Consider the following 19,125-nt stretch of genomic DNA (forward strand, 5'->3'; position numbering starts at 1 on the left):
GTATCGTGGGCGCGCGCATTGGCGCGCACCCCGGAACTGACCCATGCCGCTCGCCTCATCTCCGTTCATCGTGGCCATCCCGGCCCGGCATGGCTCGACCCGGTTGCCGGGCAAGCCCCTGCGTCACATCGGCGGGCTGCCGATGGTCGTGCGCGTGGCGCAGCGCGCACTGCAAGCAGGCGCCGGCCGTGTCGTGGTGGCAGTGGACGACGAGCGCATCGCCGAGGCGCTGGCCGGCCAGCGCGAGGTGCAGATCTGCATGACCCGCCGCGACCACGCCTCCGGCAGCGATCGGCTGGCCGAATGCGCGGAGCAGCTCGGCTGGGCCGACGACAGCATCGTGGTCAACCTGCAGGGCGACGAACCGTTCGCGCCGGCCGTCGGCATTCGCGCCGTTGCCCAGGCGCTGGCGGGCGACGACGCACCGATGGCCACGCTGGCCACGCCGATCATCGACGCCGAGGAGCTGTTCGACCCGAACGTCGTGAAACTGGTGCGCACCGGCAATGGGCGCGCGCTGTATTTCAGCCGCGCGCCGATGCCGTGGGCGCGCGATGCGTTCGCGACGGATCGGCACACGCTGCCGTCCGGCACGCCGTTCCTGCGCCACATCGGCATCTATGCCTATCGGGCCGGGTTCCTGCGTCGCTACACGCAGTTGCCGCGCACCCCGCTGGAACAGACCGAATCGCTGGAGCAGTTGCGCGTGCTCGAACACGGCCACGCGATCGCCGTGCGGCTGACGCCCGAGCCGTTTCCCCCGGGCATCGACACCGAGGCGGATCTGGAACGCGCCGAGCTGTGGTTGCGCTCGCACCGGTGAGGCTCCATATCGGGAGCGTCGCCATCCGCTGCCGCTAGAATCCCTCCATGCAGTCCCCGCAACCGCCCCCCTTCGACGGCAAGGCCTTCGTCCGTACGCTCGCCACTTCGCCGGGCGTCTACCGCCACTTCGACGCGGCCGGCGAGTTGCTCTACGTGGGCAAGGCCGGCAACCTGAAGAAGCGCGTCGGCAGCTATTTCCTGAAGCCGCCGACAGAGGCGCGCATCGCCGCGATGGTGGCGCAGATCGCCCGCGTCGAGATCACGGTGACGCGTACCGAGGGCGAGGCGCTGCTGCTGGAATCGCAGCTGATCAAGTCGCTCAAGCCGCGCTACAACATCCTGCTGCGCGACGACAAGAGCTACCCGTACATCTACCTCTCCAGCGGCGAGGACTATCCGCGGCTGGCCTTCCACCGCGGCGCAAAGAACCTGCCGGGTCGCTATTTCGGGCCGTACCCCAGCGCCCATGCGGTGCGCGAAAGCCTCAACCTGATGCAGAAGCTGTTCAAGGTGCGCCAGTGCGAGGACAGCTACTTCCGCAACCGCACGCGCCCGTGCCTGCTGTACCAGATCGGCCGCTGCAGTGCGCCGTGCGTGGGGCTGATCAGCGTCGAGGACTATCGCGAGGACGTACGCCATGCCGAGATGTTCCTGGAGGGGCGCAGCAACGCGGTGATCGACGAACTGGCCACGGCGATGGAGCAGGCCAGCCAGTCGCTTCAGTTCGAGCGTGCCGCGAAACTGCGCGACCAGGTCGCCGCGCTGCGCCAGCTGCAGGCGCAGCATCACGTGCGCGGGGCAAGCGCCGACATGGACGTGCTCGCCTGTCGCATCGAGGCCGGCATGGCCTGCGTCAGCGTGCTGTTCTTCCGCAACGGCATCAGCCTGGGGACGCGGGATTTCTTCCCGCGGCTGCCGCTGGACGCCACGCCGGCCGACGTGCTGGCGCAGTTCATCGCGCAGTACTACCTGGACCGGCCGGTGCCGCGCGAGCTGATCCTGGGCATGACGCTGCCCGACCAGGCCCTCCTCGCCGAGGTGCTGGGCCAGCACGCCGGTCATGTGGTGGAACTGAAGTCCAGCGTGCGCGGGGATCGTGCGCAGTTCCTGCAGATGGCCGAGCGCAATGCCCAGGCTTCGCTTACCGCGCGGCTGGCCAGCCGGCAGACGCTGGGCACGCGTTTCGACGATCTGCAGAAGGTGCTGGGGCTGGACAGCATGCCGCGCCGGATCGAATGCTTCGACATCAGCCACACCATGGGCGAGCTCACGGTAGCGTCGTGCGTGGTGTTCGGCCCGGAAGGCCCCGAGAAATCGCACTACCGCCGCTTCAACATCGCCGGCATCACGCCCGGTGACGATTACGCGGCCATGCACCAGGCGTTGACCCGACGCTTCCGCAAGGTGGCCGAAGGCGAGGGCGTGCGTCCCGACGTGCTGCTGATCGATGGCGGCAGCGGCCAGGTGGCACAGGCGCTGGAGGTGTTGTGCGACCTGGGTGTCGACGGCATCGAGGTGGTCGGCGTGGCCAAGGGGCCGGGCCGCCGCGCCGGCGAGGAAACCCTGGTGCTGGCGCGACATGAGGCGGGCAGCGTGGGCCGCGAGCTGCATCCCGGCTCGTCCTCGCCGGCGCTGCACCTGGTCGCGGCGGTGCGCGACGAGGCGCATCGCTTTGCCATCAGCGGCCATCGCAAGCGGCGCGAGAAAGCGCGCGAGCGCAGCGTGCTGGAGGACATCCCGGGCATCGGGGCGCGGCGGAGGTCGTTGCTGCTGAAGGCCTTCGGCGGCATGCAGGGCGTGGAGGCAGCCGGCGTCGAGGAGTTGATGCAGGTGAAGGGCATCGACCGAAACCTGGCCGAGAAAATCTATGCCAGCCTGCATGGCTGAATGCCGGCAGGTACCATCACGTGGCAGCGGCATGCCGGCGTGCGAAACTGCAACAAATCCTCAGGACGAACCATGCGCATCAATTTGCCGACCTGGCTGACCCTTTTCCGCGTGGCATTGCTGCCGGTGATGGTCGTGGTGTTCTACTTGCCGTTCCGTGGCCACAACATCACGGCCGCCATCGTGTTCATCCTGGCCGCCATCACCGACTGGCTGGACGGCTATCTCGCCCGGCGGATGAAGCTCACCTCGGCGTTCGGCGCCTTTCTCGACCCGGTGGCGGACAAGTTGATGGTGGCGGTGACGCTGTTCCTGCTGGTGCAGTCGCATCCGAGCAGCGGCTGGTCCGGCATCCTGATGGCGGTGACCGCGGCGGTCATCGTCGGGCGCGAGATCAGCGTGTCGGCGCTGCGCGAATGGATGGCCAAGATCGGCATGAGCGCCACCGTGAAAGTCGCCATGATCGGCAAGCTGAAGACCGTGATGCAGATGGTGGCGCTGGTGGTGCTCATCGTGCAGCACGAGAAGGAAGCCACGGCGCTGCGGCTGTATCACATCGGCGAAGGACTGCTGGTGATCGCCGGCATCCTGACCATCTGGTCCGGGCTGTACTACCTGCGCGCAGCCTGGCCGATGCTGCGCGACGACGCCTCGGGCAAACCGACTTGACGACACCGTTTCACGTATTAGAATGCGCGGCTCCGATGCGGGAATAGCTCAGTTGGTAGAGCACGACCTTGCCAAGGTCGGGGTCGCGAGTTCGAGTCTCGTTTCCCGCTCCAGATTTCGCCCGTGGCGACGCAAGGCCCTGACTCGTTCAGGGCCTTGTCGTTTCCGGCCATCAGCCACGGCGCAGGGACGCACGCGGGAGGGCCGGGCGCTATTCACAAGCGATCTGGTTCTGCTATCATTTGCGGCTCCGATGCGGGAATAGCTCAGTTGGTAGAGCACGACCTTGCCAAGGTCGGGGTCGCGAGTTCGAGTCTCGTTTCCCGCTCCAGGATTTGCACGGAACCCCGGATCGCCGGGGTTTTGTTTTCCGGGGAATATGCGATCATCTCCGTGTCACGATGATCGCGTGCATCAAGCAACGGCCTGGTGGCAGAGTGGTCATGCAGCGGACTGCAAATCCGCGTACGCCGGTTCGATTCCGACCTAGGCCTCCATTGCATCGCGGCTGTCACGGCAGCCCGACAAAAAGCCCGCCATCGGCGGGCTTTTTGCTGTCTGGCGGTGGCTGGTGCCCGGGGCGGGGGTCGAACCCGCATGGCCTTGCGGCCGAGGGATTTTAAGTCCCTTGCGTATACCAGTTTCGCCACCCGGGCCGGAGTGTGCTCGCCGCGAAGGGCGCCGCGCGCAGCGGCGCGAATGCTAGCACGCGGGTCAGAACAGGCTCTTGACGATGTGGAAGCCGGCACTGTACTCGCCGATAAGCGTGCCCACGCTGACCAGGATGAAGTTGAGCAGGGTGCGCGCCACGCGGTTTTTCCACCAGCCGGTCCAGTGCACGATGTCTTCGCGCAGGCTGTCGAAATCCGCCACGCGTGGACGACGCACCCAGGCTTCGGCCATCGCGCTGATGCCGCCGGCGGGGATGCCGGGGCGGAACGGCTTGATCGGGGCGGCGACGAAAGCGGCGGCGACGCTCAATGGATGACTGCCGGCCGCCACCGCGCCCAGGGCAGCGAAGCCGCCGGTGAACAGTATCCACGCCATCAGCGCCTGCGTGCCCAGCGCCGCATTGCGGTGGAATGCCCAGGCGATGGCGGCGAACACCAGCAGCACCAGGCCGGCGGCGACCCATTTCGGCCAGCGTGCCTTGGGCGGGGTCTGCGCCAGTTCGGCAACGGTACGCGCCGGGTCTTCGTGCTGCTCGCGCAGCAGCGTGCACAGGCCCTTGAGATGGCCGGCGCCGATCACCACCAGCACGCGCCGGGGCTCGTCCGACGGCGTGTGCGCGGCTTCCTCGCGCAGTCGCGCCGCCATGTAGGCATCGCGTTCGCCGATCAGGCTTTCATACAGCGGCTTCGAGCCGCTGGCGAACTCGCTGAAGGCGCTTTCCAGCAGGTCGCTCTGCTTGAGCTTTTCCACTTCGTCTTCGGCGATGTCGTTGCGCTCGAAGATGCTGGCGGCGAGCCCGCCGAGCAGGCCGAATCGTTGCCAGAAACCCACGCTGCGCCAGGCGCGTTTCAGCGTGGTGCCGACTTCGCGGTCGATCAGCCACAGCGGCACGTCGTGCACCTCGGCGCCGTCCATCGCTGCCTTCATCTCGGCGCCGGGCTGGATGCCCGACTGTTCGGCAAGGCGCTTCTGGAAGGTAGACAGCACCAGGCTGGCGACGACCATGCCGGCCTTGCCTTGGCGGATCACCTGGAACAGGTCCATCTGCTTGAACGCTTCCGGATCGCGCATGCCCTGCGCGCGGCTTTCGCACAGCTCCACCGCCACCGCGTCGAAATGCTCGCTGGCCAGCAGCGCCTCGACTGCTTCCTTGCTGCTGCGCGAGACGTGGGCGGTGCCCAGCACCACGTACTCGACGCCATCGCGCTGCACGCGCTCCAGCGGCTGTCCTTCGAGGGCTGCCGGCGGGGCGACTGCGGTTTCGGGAACACTCATGCGGACGGCACGCCAGTCAACGGGGAGAGAAGCCATGAATGGGGGTGACGCCCCTGTGGCACAAGCCAAAACTTGAAACTGCGGCCATGGCTGGCCGCTTTTTTATCTTCGCGATCAAGGATGATCGCAAAGGCTCAGTCACGGAAGCGCTTCAGCAGGTCGGCGTAGGCGTCGATGCGGCGGTCACGCAGGAACGGCCAGATCCGGCGCACGTTCTCGCTGCGGCCCAGGTCGATGTCGGCCAGCAGCAGCTCGCGGGCATCGGTGCCGGCGCGGGCGAGGAACTCGCCTTGCGGGCCGGCGACGAAGCTCGAACCCCAGAACTGGATGCCCGAGGCGGCATCGGCAGGATCGCTCTCGAAACCGGTGCGGTTGCAGGCGAGCAGGGGCAGGCCGTTGGCCACCGCGTGGCCGCGCTGCACGGTGATCCAGGCGTCGCGCTGGCGGTCCTTCTCGGCTTGTTCGTCGGACGGGTCCCAGCCGATCGCGGTGGGATAGAGCAGCAGCTCGGCGCCGGCCAGCGCCATCAGGCGCGCCGCCTCCGGATACCACTGGTCCCAGCACACCAGCACGCCCAGGCGGCCGACCGAGGTATCGATCGGCTCGAAACCCAGGTCGCCGGGCGTGAAGTAGAATTTCTCGTAGAAGCCCGGATCGTCCGGAATGTGCATCTTGCGGTAGACGCCGGCGATCGCCGCCGAGCGGTCGAAGACGACGGCGGTGTTGTGATACAGCCCGGCGGCGCGGCGCTCGAACAGCGAGGCGACCACCACCAGCTTCAGTTCCGCAGCCAGCTTGCCGATGCGCTCGGTGCCGGGGCCGGGGATGCTCTCGGCCTGGTCGAACACCTCGACCGATTCGCGCTGGCAGAAGTAGGGGCCGTTGTGCAGCTCCTGCAGCAGCACCAGTTCGGCGCCGGCAGCGGCGGCTTCGCGCAGGCCGGTCTCGATCGCATCCAGGTTGGCGTCGCGGCTGCCGCGGTCGGTTTCCTGCAGCAGCGCGACCTTGAGGGTCTTGCGGGTCATGATGGTTCCTGCCGCCTGTGGCGTGACACGCTAGTGTAGCGAAGCGCGTCGTGGCGGTTGTGCGTGGGGCGGCAACGGCCGGCCTGCGCCGCGCTTTGCCCGCCTGGGTCGAGGCAGCCGCTCAGATCATCCCGGCCGGCAGTTGCATGGTGATGCAGTGCAGGCTGCCGTTCTGCCATATCAGCGGGCGGCAGGGCACCTGCACTACCTCGCGGCCCGGATGCGCGGTGCCGATGATGCGCGCGGCCTGGTCGTCGGCAGGGTCGTCGTAGGCGGGCACCAGCACGGCACCGTTGACGATCAGGTAGTTCGCGTAGGACGCCGCGAGCCGGCGACCCTCGTCGAGGATGGGCTTGGCCCACGGCAACGGATGCAGCTGGTACGGGCGGCCGTCCGTGGTGCGCAGGGCGGCCAGTTCGTCGGCCATGCGTTGCAGCTCGTCATGGTGCGGGTCGGCGGGATCGTCGCAGGCCTGGAACACGATGCGATCCCCGGGCGCGAAACGGGCCAGCGTGTCGATGTGCGCGTCGGTGTCGTCGCCTTCGAGGTAGCCGTAGTCGAGCCACAGCACGCGGTCGGCGTGCAGGCTGTCGCGCAGGATCGCGCTCATCTCCTCGCGCGACTGTTCGGGATGCCGTTGCACCAGGCAGCGCCAGGTGGTGAGGATGCTGCCGGCGCCGTCGCTCTCGATGCCGCCGCCTTCCAGCGCCCAGTCGATGCGCTTGTGCGCGGCATGGCCGAATACGCCGGCGTCGACGAGGCCGGCGACCAGCGCGTCGTCCTGTTCGGCGCCGAACTTGCCGCCCCAGCCGGTGAAGCGGAAATCAGTGAGCTGGAAGCCGGTGTCGCCACGCTTCAGCGTGATCGGGCCGGAGTCGCGCAGCCAGGTGTCGTCGTAGGGCAGCTCGATGAAGCGGACCTTCGCAGGGTCCACGCCGGCGCCATGCAGTTGCGACTGCACGTGCGCGCGCAGCGCGGCGTCCGCGACCACGACAATCAGCGACTGGAACCGCGTGATCGCGGCGGCCAGCGCCACGTAGGTGGATTCCACCGTGTCCAGCCGTTCGGCCCAGTCCGTGCCGGCATGCGGCCACGCGATCAGTACCGCGGCCTGCGGTTCCCATTCTGCCGGCAGGCGCAGGGTGGAGTCGGTCATGGCGGGGTTCTCGTGCGGATGGGCCGCCTATTGTAAAGCGCAGGCAAACGCAGACGCGGCCCGTGGCGACACGGGCCGCGTCCGGATGAAGGGGATCAGTGGACCGCGGATGGATCGGTGTTGTTGCCCGCCGGCGTGTTGAGCACCGAGTGGATGACGTGGCTGTGTTCGAAATACACGATGAAGTTCGAGTATTCCCAGCGGTTGATCTGCGGATGCTTGCTGGTATCGCCGCCGCGCGGCGACAACTTGCGCTGCGGCGCGCCCCAGGTCTTCTCGACCTGGGCCATGCTCAACCCGCGGCGCGGCAGGTTCATGCCTCTTTCCTGCTGCACGCGGTGGATCAGCAGGCTGTCGCCATGCGCGCGCGATTGCGCCGCATTGGCTTGCGGCGACACGGCCAGACCGGCGGCAGCGGCCAGCAGGATGGCGATCGGCAAACTGCTCGTGAACTTGACCATGGCTCCCCTCTCCATACAAGGCTGCATGCGGCGTCGTTGTATCAGACCCGGCAATGTTACGCCATGCCGGGTCGCGGCGATTGCGATGGATTGGGCATTCGCTGCGGCCATGGGCGAGCCATCGCCGTTATCATGGGCGGCTGCAGTGCCCGCTTGCGCGGGCAGGACTCGCCCATTCCATGATTTCGTTTCGACATTTCGCCCTGCGCCGCGGCAGTCGTTTGCTGCTTTCCGACATCGACCTGGTGATCCAGAGCGGCTGGCGCCTTGGCGTGATCGGCCGCAACGGCTGCGGCAAATCCAGCCTGTTCGCCGCACTGCAGGGCAGGCTGGAGAGCGATGCGGGCGAGCTGGAGATGTCGGGCAAGCTGCGGCTGGCCTCGGTGGCGCAGGAGACGCCGGCGCTGCCGGACGCCGCGATCGACTACGTGTTGGCCGGTGACGAGGAACTGGCCGCCGCCATCAACGACGAAGCGGAAGCCGGCGATCGCGGCGACATGGAGGCGATGGCGAAGGCGCATCACCGCATCGAGGAACTGAACGGCTACGACGGCCGCGCCCGCGCCGGCCGCCTGCTGCATGGCCTGGGCTTTCCCCCGGAAACGCACGAGCGCGCGGTGCAGGAATTTTCCGGCGGCTGGCGCGGACGGCTGAACCTGGCGCGTGCGCTGATGTGCCCGTCCGACCTGCTGCTGCTGGACGAGCCGACCAACCACCTCGACCTCGACGCCGTGCTGTGGCTGGAAGAATGGCTGCGTCGCTACCAGGGCACCTTGCTGATCATCTCGCACGACCGCGAGTTCCTCGATGGCGTGATCACCCACACGCTGCACCTCAACGACGGCAAGGCCAAGCTCTATACCGGCAATTACAGCGCGTTCGAGCGCCTGCGCGCCGAGCAGTTGCGCCAGCAGCAGATCTCGCACGAGCGCGAGCAGGCCGAGCGCGCGCACCTGCAGTCCTTCATCGACCGCTTCAAGGCCACGGCGACCAAGGCCAAGCAGGCGCAGTCGCGGATGAAGCGGCTGGAGAAGCTGGCCGGCACCGAGGCAGTACGCGCCGAGCGCCCCTTCAGCTTCCAGTTTCCCGCGCCGGAGCGACTGCCCGATTCGATGCTGCAGCTGGAGGACATCACCGCCGGCTACCTGGCCGATCCTTCCACGCACGCGGACGAAGTGGCGAACATCGTGCTCGCCGACGTGCGCTTCAGCATCGAGGCGGGCGAACGGATCGGCCTGCTCGGCCCCAACGGCGCCGGCAAATCCACCCTGGTGAAGACCCTGGTCGGCGAGCTGGAACCGTTCGGCGGCGAGCGCAAGGTGCACAAGGACCTGAAGATCGGCTACTTCGCCCAGCACACGGTGGAAAGCCTGCGCGAAGGCGCCAGTCCGCTCGACCATCTGCTGGACAAGGCACCGGGCGCGGCCACCCAGGTCATGCGCGATTTTCTCGGCACCTGGAATTTCGCCGGCGACCGCGCGTTCGAGTCGGTCGACGGTTTCTCCGGCGGCGAGCGCGCACGCCTGGCGCTGGCGCTGATCGCGTGGGACAAGCCGAACCTGCTGCTGCTGGACGAACCGACCAACCACCTCGATCTGGACATGCGCGAGGCGCTGGCCGACGCGCTGGCCGATTTCGACGGCGCGCTGGTGCTGGTTTCTCACGACCGCCATCTGCTCGGCATGGTCTGCGACAGCTTCTGGCGCGTGGCCGACGGCGAGGTGGCGCCGTTCGACGGCGACCTGGAAGACTACGCGCGCTGGTTGAAGACCCGCACTGCCGCGAACAAGAAGGCGGCCAAGCCGGTGGTGGCCAAGGTGGTGGAGGTTTCGCCGGAGGAGCACAGGCGCCAGGCTGCCGCCCAGCGTGACGAGGAAAAAGCCGCGCGCCAGCGGGTGAAGAAGATCGAGACGCGCACCGCCAGCATCGATACCGAGCTGGCCGCGCTGGAGGCGCAACTGGCCGACCCGGCCACCTACAACGGCCCGACCAGCGAAATGATGCGCATCGGCCAGCGCCAGGCGCAGCTGCGCGGCGAGAAGGAATCGCTGGAAAACGAGTGGCTGGCGCTGGTCGAGCAACTGGAGGCCTGAAGAGATGTCCAAACCGGAGCCGTCGCTGCAACTGTGGCTGCCCTCGCTGGCGCACGTCGAGCCGACCCATCCGCTGCACGCGTGGCTCCCGCGCGCCGACCGCCTGGCGGATGGCGGCGTCGGTTATCTCGATGGCCTCGGCGGGCATTTCACCGGCGTCGAGGCGCACGTGCCCGCGGCGGCGATCACCCGCCAGTTTCTAGCCGGCGACGCGGGCGATGCGCTGTGGCTGTCGGCCGACCCGGCCTGGGTGCAGCCGGACATGAACGGGGTACGCCTGCTGGCCTGCGGTCGCATGGGCCTGGGCCTGGACGAGGCGCAGGCGCTGGCCGAAACGCTGCGGCCGGTGTTCGACGAGGCCGGCATGCAACTGGAGATTTCCACCCCTGATCATTGGCATCTGCGCCTGCCGGCCGATACGCCGCTGCCCGGCCTGGCCGCGCCATCGCAGGCGCTGGGCGAGGACCTCGCGCAGCACCTGCCGCAGGGCGCGCACGGGCGCCGCTGGCGCGTGTTGCAAAACGACATCCAGGTGCTGCTGCACCAGCATCCGCTCAATGCGCAACGACGGATGCGCGGGCAATCGCTGGTCAACAGTCTGTGGCTGTGGGGCGGCGGACGCCTGCCTGCGCCGCCGACCAGTACCCTGGCCGGCGTGGTCAGCGACGACCTGCTGCTGCGCGCACTGGCCGCGCGTGCCGGCATCGCGCATCCGTTGCGCACGGCCGATGCGGTCGCAGCCGCGGGTGCCGGCTGGCTGATCGACCTGCAGGATCTGCCGGCGCACGAGCTGGCCTCGCGCTGGTGGCCGCTGCTGCAGCCGCTGCTCGAACGCCAGCCCGTTACGCTGCATTTCGCCAGCGGCGAACGCTGGCTGCACAAACCCGCTCATCGCTGGCGCTTCTGGCGCGGGGCAGGGCGTTGAGCGTGCTGCAGCTGCGTCGGCGCGAAAGCCGGGGCACGCCGCATGGCTGGCCGGATGCGGTGCACCCGGTGCTGCAGCAGGTCTACGCCGCGCGCGGCGTGCTGGAACCCGGCCAGGTCGAGCACCGGCTGGCGCGGATGCTGTCGCCGCAATTGCTGGGCGGCATGGCGCAGGCGGTCGACCTGCTGGCCGAGGCGATCCGCGATGACTGGACCATCCTGATCGCCGGCGACTACGACTGCGACGGCGCCACCGGCACCGCCGTGGCCGTGCGCGGCCTGCGTCTGCTCGGTGCGCGGCGGCTGGATTACGCGATCCCGAACCGCTTCGTGCACGGTTACGGGCTGAGCGCGGCCTTCGTCGCCTCGATGCAGCCCACCCCGCAGCTGATCGTCACGGTCGACAACGGCGTGGCCAGCGTGGCCGGCGTGGCGGCGGCGCAGGCGCGCGGCATCAAGGTCATCGTCACCGACCATCACCTGCCCGGCGAGCGGTTGCCGGCGTGTGATGCGATGGTCAATCCAAATCTCGCCGGCGACGCGTTCCCCAGCAAGGCGCTGGCAGGTGTCGGGGTGATGTTCTACCTGCTGCTCGCCCTGCGTGCGAAGTTGCACGAGCAGGGCGCTTTCGGCGCGGCGAAACCCGACCTGTCGGTGCTGCTCGACCTGGTCGCCCTGGGTACGGTGGCCGATCTGGTGCCGCTGGATTTCAACAACCGCGTGCTGGTCGAGGCCGGCTTGCAGCGCATGCGCAGCGGCCGCGCCTGCGCCGGCATCGCCGCGCTGGTGGAAGCGGGCAGGCGCAGCCTGACCACGCTGTGCGCCAGCGATCTCGGCTTCGCAGTCGGGCCGCGGTTGAACGCGGCCGGGCGCCTGGAGGACATGCGCCTGGGCGTGGCCTGCCTGCTCACCGACGACGTGGCACAGGCGCGCCGTTACGCCGAGCAGCTCGACGCGATCAACCGCGAGCGGCGCGACCTGCAGGCCTCGATGGTGGCCGAGGCCGAGGTGATGGTGGCTGGCCTGGGGCCGCTCGATGCGATCGGCGTGGCATTGTTCGAGCCGTCGTGGCATGCCGGCGTGGTCGGCCTGGTCGCCTCGAAACTCAAGGAGCGGCTGCACCGCCCGGTGATCGCCTTCGCCCCGGCCAGCGAAGACGACACCGAAAACCTTCGGGGGTCCTGCCGTTCCATTCCGGGCTTCCACATCCGCGACGCGCTGGCCGTGATCGACGCCCGCCAGCCCGGCCTGATCGAACGCTTCGGCGGCCACGCAATGGCTGCCGGTCTGAGCCTGAAAGCCGCCGACTACCCGCGCTTCGCCGCCGCCTTCGATGCGGTCGCGCGCGAGTTGATCGAGCCCGAACGCCTGCAGGCGGTGCTGTACACCGACGGCGAGTTGCCGCCCGGTGCCGCCACGCTGGCGCTGGCCCGCCAGTTGCGCGCCGCCGGCCCATGGGGCCAGGCGTTCCCCGAACCGCTGTTCGACAACCTGTTCGACTGCGCCGGCTGGAAGGTGATGGGCGAGACCCATCTGCGCCTGCAACTGCGCGACCCGCGCGATGGCGCCGTGCACGACGCGGTGATGTTCAATGCCTATGACGGCCAGCCACCGCCGCCTCGGCTGCGCACCGCCTACGAGCTGACCATCAACGATTGGCAGGGCCGCGAGACGCCACGCCTGCTGCTGCGGCATATCGAGCCCGCCTGAGCGCGAATGTGCAGGAATCTCGAAAACCTGTCCTGACTTGCACGGTTTTCACGTGTCTGGACCCAAACTGGTGTACCCCACCCCAGGAGCACGCCCGTGATCGCACAGATCGAAGGATTGCCTGCCGGCACGCTGGGTTTTCGCGCGCACGGCCAGGTCACCGCGCAAGACTACGAGAACATCGTGGTGCCGGACGTCGAGGCGGCGTTCGCGCTCAATCGAAAGCTGCGCCTGCTCTACGTCACTGCCGACGACTTCACCGGCTTCGACCCCGGCGCCATGTGGAACGACGCAAAACTCGGCGCGCGGCACTTCAGCAGTTGGGACCGCGTGGCGCTGGTCACTGACGTGCCCTGGCTGCGCGGTACCGCCACGGCCTTCAGCTTCGCCATCCCCGCCCAGTTCCGCCTGTTTCACGGCGTGGAAATCGACGACGCCAGGCGCTGGATCACCAGCCCCTGATCCCGCCTCTGCCGCAGGAGTCCGCTCGCGGGCGATGCTTTTGCTTGATCACAGCCCCAAAGCATCGCCCGCGAGCGGGCTTCTGCGGCAACTGGGTGGTAGCCGTACTTGCCAAGCGCCGGGGAATCTGCTCAAGTTGGGGCCATGAACTCCATGGTCGCCCGCAGCCTGACCCTTGCCGCGCTCTCCGCGCGAGGCTTCGTGCTGGCCGGCCACAACAATAACCGCGCGAACAATAACGCCAACCGTTGGCGGGCCCGCGCGTAGCTGCAAGTTCCATCGAATACGCGAAAGAGGCCCGCCTAGTGCGGGTCTTTTTTTTGTGCGCGGTTCCATCCGCGCAGTGCCAACCCGGCCATCCATGGCCGTGCATTCATTTCTGCGCGGGTCCATCCGCGCAGAGCCAATCCGGCCATCCATGGCCGTGCATTCACTTTTGCGCGGTTCCCTCCGCGCAGAGCCAATCCGGCCATCCATGGCCGTGCATTCACTTTTGCGCGGTTCCCTCCGCGCAGAGCCAATCCGGCCATCCATGGCCGACTTTTCAGAAGAGCGGTATCCACAACAAGCAACCGAGGAACTTTTGCCATGTGCTCGATTTTCGGAATGTTCGACCTGCAGCCGGGCGACGACCTCGGTGCCTTGCGCCGGCAGGCGCTGGAGTTGTCGCAGCGCCAGCGCCATCGCGGGCCGGACTGGAGCGGGGTATTCGTCGACGCAGGGGTGATCCTGGTGCACGAGCGCCTGGCCATCGTCGATCCGGCCAGCGGCGCGCAGCCGCTGCGATCGCGCGATGGCGCGCTGGCTCTGGCGGTGAACGGCGAGATCTACAACCACCGCGAGCTGCGCGCGGGCAGCGACTACGATTTCACCACCGCTTCGGACTGCGAAGTGATCAATGCGTTGTATCGCGAGCAAGGCGGCGATCTTGTGGGGAGGCTCAACGGCATCTTTGCCTTCGCCTTGTGGGACGGTGCGGCGCAGCGTTACCTGATCGCACGCGACCCGATCGGCGTATGCCCGCTGTACTGGGGCCATGACGCGCAGAGCCGGTTGTGCGTGGCCTCGGAGATGAAGGCACTCGTCGGCGTGTGCGCCGACGTGGCGCCGTTCCCGCCGGGCCATGTCTACGACAGCGCCGGTGGCGGCTTGCAGCGCTATTACGAAAGACCGTGGCGTGATTACGCCGCCACACGAGGGCACGAGGTGGCTGCGCCCGCCTTGCGCCGAGCCTTCGAACAGGCCGTGCATCGCCAGCTGATGACCGACGTACCCTACGGCGTGCTGCTGTCGGGCGGACTGGATTCCTCACTGGTGGCTGCCTGTGCCGCCCGGTTCGCCCGTGAACGCGTCGAGGACGACGACCGCAGTGAAGCCTGGTGGCCGCGCCTGCATTCGTTCGCGATCGGGCTGGAAGGTTCGCCCGACCTGGCTGCCGCCCAGGTGGCCGCCGACGCGCTGGGTACCGTGCACCACGGCTTCGTCTACACGTTCTGGGAAGGTCTGGACGCGCTGCCCGAAGTGGTCCGCCACATCGAGACCTACGACGTCACCACCATCCGCGCCGCCACGCCGATGTATCTGCTAGCGCGGCGGATCAAGGCGATGGGGGTGAAGATGGTGCTGTCCGGCGAAGGCAGCGACGAGATCTTCGGCGGCTACCTGTACTTCCACAAGGCGCCGTCGGCCGAGGCGTTCCACGAGGAGACCGTGCGCAAGCTCGACGCGCTGCACAGCTACGACTGCCTGCGCGCGAACAAGGCGATGATGGCGTGGGGCGTGGAAGCGCGCGTGCCGTTCCTCGACCTGGAGTTCATCGACGTGGCGATGGGCCTGGACGCGAAGCACAAGATGGCCGGCGGTGGCAGGATCGAGAAGCACGTGTTGCGCGAAGCGTTCGACGGCGCCTTGCCGAAGGAAATCCTGTGGCGACAGAAGGAGCAGTTCAGCGACGGCGTCGGCTACGGCTGGATCGACGGGCTGAAGGCGCATGCGGAGCAGGCGGTCAGCGACCGCGAGTTTGCGGCAGCCGCGGCGCGCTATCCGTTCAACACGCCGGCGACCAAGGAGGCGTATTTCTACCGCCGCATCTTCGAGCGGCACTTCCCCGGCGAGGCCTGCGCCGCGACCGTGCCCGGCGGCAAGTCGATCGCCTGTTCGTCGCCGGCGGCGCTGGCGTGGGATCCGGGGTTCGCGAACGCGGCCGATCCGTCGGGTCGTGCCGTCAGAGGAGTCCATGCCCAGGCGCTGGCCTGACCCTCGTAGGGTAGGCACGGCCCGCCGCTCCCGGTCACGGCCGATCGAAAGGCCGGCGGGCCGTGCCCGCCCTACGCGGGACGCTGGCGGCAAACGGGTCTGTTATTCTTGTGCGCTTGCCTCCCACCAAGATTTCCCGATGATCGAGACCAATCCCATCCATGCGCAGATCGACGACCTCAGGGACCGCGTCGAGTCGCTTAGGGGGTATCTTTGACTACGCTACCAAGCGCGAACGCCTGGAAGAAGTAACCCGCGAACTGGAAAGCCCCACCGTGTGGGACGACCCGGCCAACGCGCAGGAGCTGGGTCGGGAGCGCGCCCGCCTGCACACCATCGTCCACGGCATCGACACGCTGACCACCGGGTTGAATGACGCCGGCGACCTGCTGGAAATGGCCATCGCCGACAGCGACGACGACACCGCCAAGTCGGTGATCGACGACCTGGCCAAGCTGGAATCCCAGGTCGGCAAGCTGGAATTCCAGCGCATGTTCTCCGGCAAGATGGATGCGATGAACGCCTTCGTCGACATCCAGGCCGGCGCCGGCGGCACCGAGGCGCAGGACTGGGCCGAGATGCTGTTGCGCATGTACCTGCGCTGGTGCGAGAACCGCGGCTGGAAGACCGAGCTGATGGAAGTCAGCGGCGGCGACGTGGCCGGGATCAAGTCCGCCACGTTCCGGGTGGAAGGCGACTACGCCTACGGCTGGCTGAAGACCGAGATCGGCGTGCACCGGCTGGTGCGCAAGAGCCCGTTCGACTCGGACAATCGCCGGCACACCAGTTTCACCTCGGTATTCGTGTCGCCGGAAGTGGACGACGACATCGAGATCGACATCAACCCGGCCGACCTGAAGACCGACGTATACCGTTCGTCGGGTGCCGGCGGCCAGCACGTCAACAAGACCGAGTCGGCGGTGCGCATCACCCACGTGCCCACCAACACGGTCGTGGCCTGCCAGACCGAGCGCAGCCAGCACGCCAACCGCGACCGCGCGATGAAGATGCTGGCCGCCAAGCTGTACGAACTGGAAGTGCAGAAGCGCAATGCCGAGAGGGACGCGCTGGAAGCGACCAAGTCCGACATCGGCTGGGGCAGCCAGATCCGCAACTACGTGCTCGACCAGAGCCGCATCAAGGATCTGCGCACCGGCATCGAGCGTTCGGACACCCAGAAGGTGCTCGACGGCGACCTCGACGAGTTCATCGAGGCAAGCCTGAAATCCGGCCTCGAGGCCGGCGCCAAGCGCATCGATGCCTGACGCCCGATTCCCTTCGACCCGCCCATTGACGAGGTGACGCGCATGAACAGCAAGAAGATCGGCATTTTCCTGATCGCCTTGGTCGCGCTGATGGCGTTCGGCGCGGCAGCGCAGTCGTCGCAGGGCAGCGCCGGACAGGGCATCAAGCAGGACGCGAAGGCGGTCGGCCACGGCGTCGCCGACGGCGCCCGCGATGTCGGTCACGCGACCAGGCATGTGGCCAGGAAGATCGGGCACGGCGCGAAAGAGGCCGGCACCGGCATCGGCCATGGCGCGAAGAAGGCAGGCGTCGCCATCGGCCACGGCGCGCGCGAGGGCTGGGATTCCACCAAACGCGGCGTCAAGCAGATTTTCGACAAGGGCAATTGAGCGCCGCCCCATCCACGAGACATCCACTGTCCAGCGCGCGCTGGCAGCCACGGAACCATCCATGAGCGAAGTCACCGACACCCTTCCCGACGAGAACAAGTTGATCGCCGAGCGCCGCGAAAAACTCAAGGCGCTGCGCGGGCAGGGCATCGCGTTTCCGAACGACTTCAAGGTCGACAGCTTCGCCGGCGACCTGCAAACCGAGTTCGCCGACAAGGACGTGCACACGGCCGAAGCCGTCGAAGCGGCTGCGCGCCGGGTGAGGATGGCCGGACGCATCGTGCTCAAGCGCGTGCAGGGCAAGGTCAGTTTCGTGCAGTTGCAGGATTTCAGCGGACGCATCCAGCTGTTCATCCATGCAGGCACGGTTGGCGAGGTCTACGAGGCGTTCAAGGGCTGGGACATGGGCGACATCGTGGGTGCCGAAGGCACGCTGATGCGCACGAAGACCGGCGAGCTTTCGGTGCGCGTGGATCACCTGCGCCTGCTGACCAAGAGCCTGCGCCCGCTGCCCGACAAGCATCACGGCATGGCCGACGTGGAGCAGCGCTATCGCCAGCGCTACGTGGACCTGATAGTCACCGAGGAAGCGCGCCGCACCTTCATGCTGCGCTCAAGGATCATCGGCACCATGCGTCAATGGCTGGAAGCGCCGTCGCGCCGCTTCATGGAAGTGGAGACGCCGATGATGCACGTGATCCCCGGCGGCGCCACGGCCAGGCCGTTCGTCACCCACCACAACGCGCTGGATCTGGACCTGTATCTGCGCGTGGCGCCGGAGCTGTACCTGAAGCGCCTGGTCGTGGGCGGTTTCGACCGCGTCTACGAGATCAACCGCAACTTCCGCAACGAGGGCGTGTCGACCCGGCACAACCCCGAGTTCACCATGCTGGAGCTGTACCAGGCCTACGCGACCTACCACGAGATCATGGACCTCACCGAGAGCGTGATCCGCGATACCGCGCAAGCCGTGCTCGGCACCACGCAGCTGGAATGGGACGGTGCGGCGATCGACGTCGGCCCGGCATTCCGCCGCTGGCGCATGGAAGACGCGGTGCTGGAACACAACCCGGAGATCAAGCGCGAAGAACTGCGCGACCGCGAGGCGATGGCGGCGCATGCGAAGCGCCTCGGCGTGCAGGTCAAGCCCGGCTACGGCTGGGGCAAGCTGTTGCTGGAGATCTTCGAGAAGACCGTCGAGCACACGCTGATCCAGCCCACCTTCATCACCGACCATCCGGTCGAGGTGTCGCCGCTGGCTCGCGAAAGCGATACCGACAAGGGCATCACCGACCGCTTCGAGCTGTTCGTGGGCGGCAAGGAAATCGCCAATGGCTTCTCCGAGTTGAACGACCCGGAAGACCAGGCCGCACGCTTCCAGGCCCAGGTCGACGCCAAGGACGCCGGCGACGACGAGGCCATGCACTTCGACGCCGACTACATCCGCGCGCTGGAAGTGGGCCTGCCGCCCACCGGCGGCCTCGGCATCGGCATCGACCGCCTGGTGATGCTGCTGACCGGCGCGTCCTCGATCCGCGACGTGCTGCTGTTCCCGTACATGCGACCGGAAGCATGAGCGCCGACGTGCCCGCGCTGCAGGACCTGGCCGCGCCCGACGGCGTCTGCTACGGCTGCGGCAGCGCCCATCCTCACGGCTTGCACATCAAGAGCCACTGGCACGAGGACGGCGTGCACGTGGTCAGCACGCACCTGCCGGGAGCGGATTTCCACGGCTGGCCGGGGCTGGTCTACGGCGGGCTGATCGCGATGCTGGTGGACTGCCATTCCAACTGGACCGCGATGGCATACCACTACCGTGCCGAGCAGCGCGCGCCGGACAGCAAGCCGCGCATCGACTGCGTCACCGGCAGCCTCGGCATCAAGTTCCTCAAGCCCACCCCGATGGACGTGCCGCTGACGCTGAAGGCGCGCGTCGAGGGCGAAGTCGGGCGCAAGACCCGCGTGCTGTGCGAGGTCCACGCGGGCGAAGTGCTCACCGCGCTGGGCGATTCGATTTTCGTGCGTGTCGACACCGCGCAGCTGGCCGCAGCCGCGCGCCACGCATGAGCCAGACTC

17 protein-coding genes and 4 tRNA genes are annotated in these 19,125 nt (G+C 67.7%); 16 read left to right on the forward strand and 5 right to left on the reverse strand.

What is annotated here, in order from left to right:
• Positions 1-43 precede the first annotated feature (43 nt).
• From kdsB to ACVCMG_RS02180, 6 genes are all read left to right on the forward strand, one after another.
• Entirely contained in the window at positions 44-823 is a 780-nt protein-coding gene (kdsB, locus tag ACVCMG_RS02155; protein WP_447114772.1) for a 3-deoxy-manno-octulosonate cytidylyltransferase, read from the forward strand.
• A 47-nt stretch (positions 824-870) separates the two neighbouring features.
• Positions 871-2,712 carry an excinuclease ABC subunit UvrC gene (uvrC, locus tag ACVCMG_RS02160; RefSeq protein ID WP_447114773.1) on the forward strand — a complete coding sequence of 614 codons (1,842 nt, stop codon included), beginning with the start codon at positions 871-873 and terminating at the stop codon, positions 2,710-2,712.
• A gap of 72 nt (positions 2,713-2,784) precedes the next feature.
• On the forward strand, positions 2,785-3,381 hold the full coding sequence (gene pgsA, locus ACVCMG_RS02165; RefSeq protein ID WP_395118548.1) for a CDP-diacylglycerol--glycerol-3-phosphate 3-phosphatidyltransferase: 597 nt from the start codon (positions 2,785-2,787) through the stop codon (positions 3,379-3,381).
• A gap of 37 nt (positions 3,382-3,418) precedes the next feature.
• Positions 3,419-3,494 (forward strand) — tRNA-Gly (locus tag ACVCMG_RS02170).
• A 142-nt stretch (positions 3,495-3,636) separates the two neighbouring features.
• Positions 3,637-3,712 (forward strand) — tRNA-Gly (locus ACVCMG_RS02175).
• A 92-nt stretch (positions 3,713-3,804) separates the two neighbouring features.
• Positions 3,805-3,878 (forward strand) — tRNA-Cys (locus ACVCMG_RS02180).
• Positions 3,879-3,950: 72 nt separating this feature from the next.
• Here ACVCMG_RS02180 and ACVCMG_RS02185 read toward each other — a convergent pair.
• From ACVCMG_RS02185 to ACVCMG_RS02205, 5 genes are all read right to left on the reverse strand, one after another.
• Positions 3,951-4,037 (reverse strand) — tRNA-Leu (locus ACVCMG_RS02185).
• Positions 4,038-4,095: 58 nt separating this feature from the next.
• On the reverse strand, positions 4,096-5,328 hold the full coding sequence (locus tag ACVCMG_RS02190; protein ID WP_447114774.1) for a TraB/GumN family protein: 1,233 nt from the start codon (positions 5,326-5,328) through the stop codon (positions 4,096-4,098).
• A gap of 134 nt (positions 5,329-5,462) precedes the next feature.
• Complete coding sequence (locus ACVCMG_RS02195; protein ID WP_447100328.1) at positions 5,463-6,353, reverse strand: carbon-nitrogen hydrolase; 891 nt, start codon at positions 6,351-6,353, stop codon at positions 5,463-5,465.
• Positions 6,354-6,474: 121 nt separating this feature from the next.
• Positions 6,475-7,509 carry an agmatine deiminase family protein gene (locus ACVCMG_RS02200; RefSeq protein WP_395118542.1) on the reverse strand — a complete coding sequence of 345 codons (1,035 nt, stop codon included), beginning with the start codon at positions 7,507-7,509 and terminating at the stop codon, positions 6,475-6,477.
• A 95-nt stretch (positions 7,510-7,604) separates the two neighbouring features.
• Positions 7,605-7,970, reverse strand: coding sequence for a hypothetical protein (locus ACVCMG_RS02205; protein WP_395118540.1), 366 nt, complete (start codon positions 7,968-7,970; stop codon positions 7,605-7,607).
• 179 nt (positions 7,971-8,149) lie between these two features.
• On the opposite strand from ACVCMG_RS02205, the gene ACVCMG_RS02210 reads away from it, so the two are divergent.
• The 10 genes from ACVCMG_RS02210 (at position 8,150) to ACVCMG_RS02255 (ending at position 19,116) form a co-directional block, all read left to right on the forward strand.
• The gene (locus ACVCMG_RS02210) at positions 8,150-10,063 is read left to right on the forward strand and encodes an ABC-F family ATP-binding cassette domain-containing protein (RefSeq protein WP_447114775.1); all 1,914 of its coding nucleotides are present in this window, start codon (positions 8,150-8,152) and stop codon (positions 10,061-10,063) included.
• Positions 10,064-10,067: 4 nt separating this feature from the next.
• On the forward strand, positions 10,068-10,988 hold the full coding sequence (locus ACVCMG_RS02215; protein ID WP_447106123.1) for a phosphoglycerate mutase: 921 nt from the start codon (positions 10,068-10,070) through the stop codon (positions 10,986-10,988).
• On the forward strand, positions 10,985-12,697 hold the full coding sequence (recJ, locus tag ACVCMG_RS02220) for a single-stranded-DNA-specific exonuclease RecJ (RefSeq protein ID WP_447114776.1): 1,713 nt from the start codon (positions 10,985-10,987) through the stop codon (positions 12,695-12,697). Before ACVCMG_RS02215 ends, recJ begins: the two co-directional genes overlap by 4 nt.
• Positions 12,698-12,793: 96 nt before the next feature.
• Positions 12,794-13,159: a SpoIIAA family protein gene (locus tag ACVCMG_RS02225; protein WP_395118532.1), complete on the forward strand. Its 366-nt coding sequence runs from the start codon at positions 12,794-12,796 to the stop codon at positions 13,157-13,159.
• Positions 13,160-13,303: 144 nt separating this feature from the next.
• Positions 13,304-13,426 (forward strand): hypothetical protein, encoded by a 123-nt coding sequence (locus ACVCMG_RS02230; RefSeq protein WP_447114777.1) that lies wholly within the window; start codon positions 13,304-13,306, stop codon positions 13,424-13,426.
• A 321-nt stretch (positions 13,427-13,747) separates the two neighbouring features.
• Positions 13,748-15,415: an asparagine synthase B gene (gene asnB, locus ACVCMG_RS02235; protein WP_447114778.1), complete on the forward strand. Its 1,668-nt coding sequence runs from the start codon at positions 13,748-13,750 to the stop codon at positions 15,413-15,415.
• Positions 15,416-15,554: 139 nt separating this feature from the next.
• Positions 15,555-16,680 (forward strand): peptide chain release factor 2 gene (gene prfB / locus ACVCMG_RS02240; protein ID WP_447114779.1). Its coding sequence is split into 2 segments (ribosomal slippage): positions 15,555-15,629 and positions 15,631-16,680, totalling 1,125 coding nucleotides; the frame shifts between segments, so codons are not numbered across the junction.
• A gap of 42 nt (positions 16,681-16,722) precedes the next feature.
• Entirely contained in the window at positions 16,723-17,049 is a 327-nt protein-coding gene (locus ACVCMG_RS02245; protein ID WP_447114780.1) for a hypothetical protein, read from the forward strand.
• A gap of 61 nt (positions 17,050-17,110) precedes the next feature.
• On the forward strand, positions 17,111-18,625 hold the full coding sequence (gene lysS / locus ACVCMG_RS02250) for a lysine--tRNA ligase (protein ID WP_447114781.1): 1,515 nt from the start codon (positions 17,111-17,113) through the stop codon (positions 18,623-18,625).
• Positions 18,622-19,116 carry a PaaI family thioesterase gene (locus ACVCMG_RS02255; protein WP_395118520.1) on the forward strand — a complete coding sequence of 165 codons (495 nt, stop codon included), beginning with the start codon at positions 18,622-18,624 and terminating at the stop codon, positions 19,114-19,116. Before lysS ends, ACVCMG_RS02255 begins: the two co-directional genes overlap by 4 nt.
• Positions 19,117-19,125: the final 9 nt, after the last annotated feature.

This window comes from Rhodanobacter sp. UC4451_H18, assembly GCF_052978225.1.

Coding starts and splice junctions, on each gene's coding strand:
- ACVCMG_RS02255 (WP_395118520.1), top strand. CDS start 18,622: ATGAGCGCCGACGTGCCCGCGCTGCAGGACCTGGCCGCGCCCGACGGC.
- uvrC (WP_447114773.1), top strand. CDS start 871: ATGCAGTCCCCGCAACCGCCCCCCTTCGACGGCAAGGCCTTCGTCCGT.
- ACVCMG_RS02245 (WP_447114780.1), top strand. CDS start 16,723: ATGAACAGCAAGAAGATCGGCATTTTCCTGATCGCCTTGGTCGCGCTG.
- ACVCMG_RS02205 (WP_395118540.1), bottom strand. CDS start 7,970: ATGGTCAAGTTCACGAGCAGTTTGCCGATCGCCATCCTGCTGGCCGCT.
- lysS (WP_447114781.1), top strand. CDS start 17,111: ATGAGCGAAGTCACCGACACCCTTCCCGACGAGAACAAGTTGATCGCC.
- ACVCMG_RS02230 (WP_447114777.1), top strand. CDS start 13,304: ATGAACTCCATGGTCGCCCGCAGCCTGACCCTTGCCGCGCTCTCCGCG.
- kdsB (WP_447114772.1), top strand. CDS start 44: ATGCCGCTCGCCTCATCTCCGTTCATCGTGGCCATCCCGGCCCGGCAT.
- asnB (WP_447114778.1), top strand. CDS start 13,748: ATGTGCTCGATTTTCGGAATGTTCGACCTGCAGCCGGGCGACGACCTC.
- pgsA (WP_395118548.1), top strand. CDS start 2,785: ATGCGCATCAATTTGCCGACCTGGCTGACCCTTTTCCGCGTGGCATTG.
- ACVCMG_RS02190 (WP_447114774.1), bottom strand. CDS start 5,328: ATGAGTGTTCCCGAAACCGCAGTCGCCCCGCCGGCAGCCCTCGAAGGA.
- ACVCMG_RS02200 (WP_395118542.1), bottom strand. CDS start 7,509: ATGACCGACTCCACCCTGCGCCTGCCGGCAGAATGGGAACCGCAGGCC.
- ACVCMG_RS02195 (WP_447100328.1), bottom strand. CDS start 6,353: ATGACCCGCAAGACCCTCAAGGTCGCGCTGCTGCAGGAAACCGACCGC.
- ACVCMG_RS02210 (WP_447114775.1), top strand. CDS start 8,150: ATGATTTCGTTTCGACATTTCGCCCTGCGCCGCGGCAGTCGTTTGCTG.
- ACVCMG_RS02215 (WP_447106123.1), top strand. CDS start 10,068: ATGTCCAAACCGGAGCCGTCGCTGCAACTGTGGCTGCCCTCGCTGGCG.